The organism is Kitasatospora sp. NPDC058965 (assembly GCF_042741245.1).
Classification (GTDB): domain Bacteria; phylum Actinomycetota; class Actinomycetes; order Streptomycetales; family Streptomycetaceae; genus Kitasatospora.
This window is the reverse complement of record NZ_JBHYKG010000452.1, coordinates 1-5251: the sequence shown is the minus strand read 5'-3', so window position 1 is coordinate 5251 and position 5251 is coordinate 1. Positions and strand designations below refer to the sequence as shown.

Annotated in this window: 5 protein-coding genes; 4 read left to right on the top strand and 1 reads right to left on the bottom strand. The window is 78.3% G+C overall.

The genetic code is table 11. From position 1 onward, the window contains the following. Nucleotides 1–15: 15 nt before the first annotated feature. Nucleotides 16–1791, bottom strand: coding sequence for a BTAD domain-containing putative transcriptional regulator (locus tag ACFW1A_RS38245; protein ID WP_380417882.1), 1776 nt, complete (start codon nt 1789–1791; stop codon nt 16–18). A gap of 261 nt (nt 1792–2052) precedes the next feature. Here ACFW1A_RS38245 and ACFW1A_RS38240 point away from each other — a divergent pair, with 261 nt between their 5' ends. The 4 genes from ACFW1A_RS38240 to ACFW1A_RS38225 form a co-directional block, all read left to right on the top strand. Then, nucleotides 2053–3129 carry a radical SAM protein gene (locus tag ACFW1A_RS38240; protein ID WP_380417880.1) on the top strand — a complete coding sequence of 359 codons (1077 nt, stop codon included), beginning with the start codon at nt 2053–2055 and terminating at the stop codon, nt 3127–3129. Further along, entirely contained in the window at nt 3126–3812 is a 687-nt protein-coding gene (locus tag ACFW1A_RS38235; RefSeq protein WP_380417878.1) for an iron-containing redox enzyme family protein, read from the top strand. The genes ACFW1A_RS38240 and ACFW1A_RS38235 overlap by 4 nt, the downstream gene beginning before the upstream one ends. Further along, entirely contained in the window at nt 3809–4000 is a 192-nt protein-coding gene (locus ACFW1A_RS38230) for an aroma-sacti cluster domain-containing protein (protein ID WP_380417876.1), read from the top strand. Before ACFW1A_RS38235 ends, ACFW1A_RS38230 begins: the two co-directional genes overlap by 4 nt. Before the next feature lie 36 nt (nt 4001–4036). Then, a partial coding sequence (locus ACFW1A_RS38225) for an adenylate/guanylate cyclase domain-containing protein (protein ID WP_380417874.1) occupies nt 4037–5251 on the top strand: 1215 nt, incomplete at its 3' end.

Genomic DNA, 5251 nt, shown 5'->3' with positions numbered 1-5251 from the left:
TCCCCGCCCCGGCGCTTACTGGTGTTTCTGCGGGGCCACGGCTTCCCCGGGGGTGTCCGGGGAACCCGCGGGGGGCGGCGGGTCCCCCGCGCCGGTGCCGATCAGCCCCTCCAACTCCCGCAGCGCGGCTGCCTCCTCGCACTCCAGCGCGGCCGCCGCCCCGGTCAGCGTGAACGGCTGGGCCAGCGGGAGCCGCCCCAGCCGCAGCAGGGCGGCCCGCCCGTGCTCCGTCAACTCCCCCCAGCCGAGGGCCAGCCGGGGCCGGACGGCGACGTCGCCGGCGGCCAACTCGTCCAGCACCGCGGCGGGGTCGGCGAGCCGGGCCGCGTACTCGCGCAGCGGCAGGTGCCGCAGCACCGCCAGCTTCAGCCCGCTCGCCCGCACCGCCAGCGGCAGCATCCCGCTCGCCGTGACGATCTGCTCGGCCGCGGTCCGGTCGCCGCGCAGCCGGTCCGGACCGATGATCCGGCCGAGCAGCTCCAGCGCCTCCGCCGCGGAGTACGGCGGCAGGGCGACCCGGCTCACCGGTGCCAGCCCCGCCAGCTGGGTCCGCGCGGTGACCACCGCGGCGCTCGGACCGGCACCGGGCAGCAGGGCGCGGGCCGCGGACTCGTCCGGCGCGTCGTCCAGCACCAGCAGGACCCGGCGCTCGGCCAGCCAGGCCTGCCAGCGGGCCAGGGTCCGGGCGGGGTCGTCGGCCGGCCCGGGCGCCAGCCCGGCCAGCCGCGCCGCCTCCGCCAGCAGGTCGGGCAGCGGCCGGGCCGCGGCGTCCTCGCTGCGCAGGCGCAGCAGCAGCCGCCCGTCCGGGAACTCCTCGTGCAGCAGGTGGGCGGCCCGGACGGCCAGCGTCGTCTTGCCGATCCCGGCCGGGCCCGCCAGCACGACGGTGCGCCCGCAGCCCCCGGCGAGCAGCTCCCGCAGCTCGCCCAGCTGGGCACCGCGGCCGGTGAAGTCCGGCGCGTCGGGCGGCAGCACGGTCCGCGCCGCGCCGCCGCCGGGCCGTGGCCGGCCGGTGCCCAGGACCGAGCGGTACTGCGCCTCCAGCGCCGCGCTCGGCGCCAGCCCCAGCTCGCGGGCGAGCAGCTGCCGGTACCGGTCGTAGCCGGCCAGCGCCTCGGACTGACGGCCGGTCAGGCAGAGCGCGTTCATCAGGGCGGCCTGCAGCCGCTCGCGCAGCGGGTACTGGTCGACCAGCTCGCCGACCACCTCGGCGACCGCGCCGGCGGCCCCGCCGCGCTCCAGTTCGGCCTCGGCCCAGTCCTCGTAGCCGCCCAGGCAGCGCTCCAGCAGGCGCCGCGACTCGCCCGCCAGCAGCGGCACGCAGCGCAGGTCGGCGAAGGGCTCCCCGCGCCACAGGTCGAGCGCCCGGCGCAGCAGGCGGGCGGCCCGGTCCAGTTCGCCCTCGGCCGCGGCGGACCGGCCGGCCCGGGTGAGCTCCTGGAAGCGCAGCACGTCCAGCTCCGCGTCGCCGACCCGCAGCCGGTACCCGCCGTACTCGTGGACCACCCGCGACCCGTCGCCCCCGCCGCTGCCGCCCGCCTCGCCGCCCAGCAGCCGGCGCAAGGCCGAGACATAGGCCTGGAGGTTCTTGCGGGCGGTGCGCGGCGGCTCGTCCTGCCACACCGCCTCGGTCAACAGGTCCACCGGGACCGGTCGGTTGGGGCGGGCGAGCAGCACCGCCAGCACCAGCCGCTGCTTGAGCGGTCCGAGCGGCACCGGCCGCCCGGCGACCTCGACCCGCAGCGGGCCGAGGACGGAGAACCGCACCGCGCCGTCTTCACGATCGTCCAAAGTCGTCCCGTCCCTCGCGTCCCGCACCGTCCCCGTCCTGGCACGGCGATCCTGACCGTGCACGGTCGAGCCGGTCATCGGGGCGCCACCCGCATGTTCCGGCCGGGCGCCCCCACCGGTCCGCGCCGACGGCCCACCGGGACCGGCGCGGACCGGCGCCGGCCTGCGGATGTACCGCTTCCGAAGCGCCCGCCCACCGCTGCCGAACCGGCCGCCGCGACGCTGGGCCGACGCCGCAGCCGGCTACCGAGGAGGGACCCCGTGGAGCTCGCCGAACTCGTCGCCCTGCGGCCCCGGCCCGGGGCCGGGCTGCTGCTCGGCCTCACCCGGCGCTGCCCGTTGCGCTGCGCGCACTGCTCGACCTCCTCGACGATGGCGGGCGAGCAGCCGGCGGCCGACCAGCTGCTCCGGTTCGCGCGGTCGTTCACCGCCGACGACCGGCCCGAGGTGCTGCTGCTGACCGGCGGGGAGCCGCTGCTGCGGCCGCGACTGGTGGCCGGGCTGACCGCCGTGGCCCGCTCGGCGGGCTGCCGCACCGCCCTGCTGAGCGGCATGTTCTTCGCGCGGGGCGGGCGGGTGCCGGCGCCGGTCATGCGGGTGCTCGCCGGGCTCGACCACTTCTCGGCGAGCCTGGACGCCTTCCACGAGCGCGAGGTCCCGCGGGCGGACGTGCTGCGCGCGGTGCGCCGGGTGCTCGACGCCGGAGTGCCGGTGAGCTTCCACCTCACCGGTTCCGGCCCCGCCGACCCCTACCTCGCCGAGGTCACCGCCGACATCCGGCGCGCCTTCGCCGACCGGGTGCCGATGCTGGTCAACCAGGTCCGCCCGGTCGGCCGGGCCGCCTCCTGGGCCACCGCCACCACCACGGCCGCCGGGCCCCGGGCCGACACCGACCGGGTGCGGCCGTGCGCGATGGCAGCCTGGCCGGTGGTGGCCTTCGACGGCACGGTCCTCGCCTGCTGCAACCAGCAGACGGTCGACCAGCGACCCGCGCCGCGCCACCTGACGCTCGGTCACATCGCCCGGGACGACTGGCCGGCGGTGCGCGCCCGCAGCTCGGCCTCACCGGTGCTGCGGCTGATCCGCAGCACCGGCCCCGACCACCTGTACGCCCGGTACGGCGCACCCGCCGCGCCCGGGTACTGCGCGGGCTGCCGACAGCTCGGCGACCGTCCCGAGCTCCTGTCGGGCGCCGACCGGGACGGCGCCGGACCGGTCGGGGAACTGCTGGACCGCACGGCGGCCCGGCTCCAGGTCGAGGCCGGGCCGGTGGCGCTGATGCGCCGTCACGGCTGCCCGCCGTACGCGGACCTGGTCGCCCTCGGCGGGCGGCCGTGACCGCGACCGGCACGGCCTCGGCGGCGTTGCGCGCCAAGCTCGCCCTGCTCGACCCCGGCCTGCGGGCCGCGACGGCCGCCCTGTGGCGCCCCGACGGCCTGCGCGAGCGGTACCCGGCCTACCTGCGGACGATGCACGCGCTGGTCCGCGCCTCGGTCCCGCTGATGGAGCGGGCCGCCCGGCGCTGCGCCGAGCTCGGCCCCGGCGATCCGGTGGCCGGGCCGCTGCGGCGCTACCTGCTGGCGCACGCCGAGGAGGAGCGGGGCCACGACGACTGGCTGCTGGCCGACCTCGCCGCGGCCGGGGGCGGACCGCCCGGCGGACCGCCCGCACCGGCCGTGGCCGAACTGGCGGGCGCCCAGTACTACTGGATCGAGCACCACCACCCGGTCGCGCTGCTCGGCTACGTCGCCGCGCTGGAGGGCCACGCCCCGGCCCCCTGGCTGGCGGACCGCCTGGCGGCCCGGACCGGGCTGCCGGCGGCCGCCTTCCGGACCGTCCGTGCCCACGCGGCGCTCGACACCGGGCACCTGGCGGACCTCGACGACCTGCTCGACCGCCTCGCGCTGGACCGCGCCCAGCAGGCGGCGGTGGGCCTCAGCGCACTGACCGCCACCGACCGGCTCACCCGGCTCTTCCGGCAGCTCGCCAGGACCGATCACCGCCAAGGAGACGCACGATGACCGACATCCTGAGCCGGCTCGGCGCGGCCGGCTTCGCCGTCGACGCGCTCACCGAGGAGCAGCGCGAGGTCCTGCTCGGGCTCAGCCCGCACGAACTCGCCCTGCTGATCGACATCAAGACCCGGCTGGACGAGGTCGGGCCCGAGGTCGAGGCCCACGCGGAGATCGCGGGGGGCGCGCTCTTCTGACCCGCGGCCGACCGACCCGAACCGAGGACACCGCTCATGCCCTGTGTGCCGTGTGGCCGACCGCTCCCCGCGGACGCCCGCTTCTGCCCGTCCTGCGGCACCCCGTGCGCCCCGGCGGCCGCGGCCGGCGCGCCGGCCGGGCGCAAACTGGTCACCGTCGTCTTCTGCGACCTGGTCGGCTCCACCGCGCTGTCCGGCAGGCTGGACCCGGAGACCCTGCGCACGGTCACCCTGCGCTACTTCGACCTGATGCGCCGCCAGATCGAACGCCACGGCGGCACCCCGGAGAAGTTCATCGGCGACGCGGTGATGGCCGTCTTCGGCGTCCCGACCGTGCACGAGGACGACGCCCGGCGCGCGCTCGCGGCGGCACTCGGCATGGTCGCGGCGCTGGACGGCCTGAACGCCGAGCTCTCCGCCGCCTTCGGGGTCGAGCTGAACGTCCGGATCGGGGTCAACACCGGCCCGGTGGTGGCCGCCGCCGACGCCTCCGCCCGGCAGGCCCTGGTCTCGGGTGAGACGGTGAACGTGGCCGCCCGGCTGGAGCAGCACGCCGCCGCCGGGCAGATCCTGATCGGCCCGGACACCCTGCTGGCCGCCGGCCCGACGGTGCGGGCGGCCGAGGTCGGCCCGCTGCTCCTCAAGGGCAAGGCCGACCCGGTCACCGCCCACCGGCTGCTGGGCCTGGGCGCGGACGATCCCGAGCTGCTGCGCCGTTTCGACGTCCGGTTCGTCGGCCGGGACGCCGAGCTGGCGGCCCTGGACGCCGCGCTGGGCCGCGCGGTCGAGGGGGGCGGTGCCCAGCACCTGCTGGTGCTGGGCGAGGCGGGCCTGGGGAAGACCCGGCTGGTGCGCGCCTGGCTGGACCGCACCGAGGGGCTGCGCCACGGCGCGGGCCGCTGCCGCCCCTACGGCGAGCAGGGCAGTCTGCAGCCGCTCGCGGACGCCCTGGCGCCGCTGCTGGCCGACGGGCCGGCCCGGGGTCCGGACGGCGCGGACCCGACGGAGGCGGCGCGCACGAGCGAGGCGCTCGCGGTGCTGTCCGCCGGCCTCCTGGTGGACGGCACGCCCAACTCCTCGGTGGACGACACCTGTGCCGCCGTGGCCCGGGTGCTGGCCTTCCTGGCCGCCCGGGGGCCGGTGGTCCTGGTGCTGGACGACTGCCACTGGGCCGCCCCGCTGCTGCTGGAGGTGCTCGACCGGCTGGTCGCGGCGGCCGGTGCCGCGCCGGTCCTGGTCCTCTGCCTCGCC

Excerpts from the sequence above, each read along its gene's own strand:
- ACFW1A_RS38230 (WP_380417876.1), top strand. The coding sequence starts at position 3,809 with ATGACCGACATCCTGAGCCGGCTCGGCGCGGCCGGCTTCGCCGTCGAC.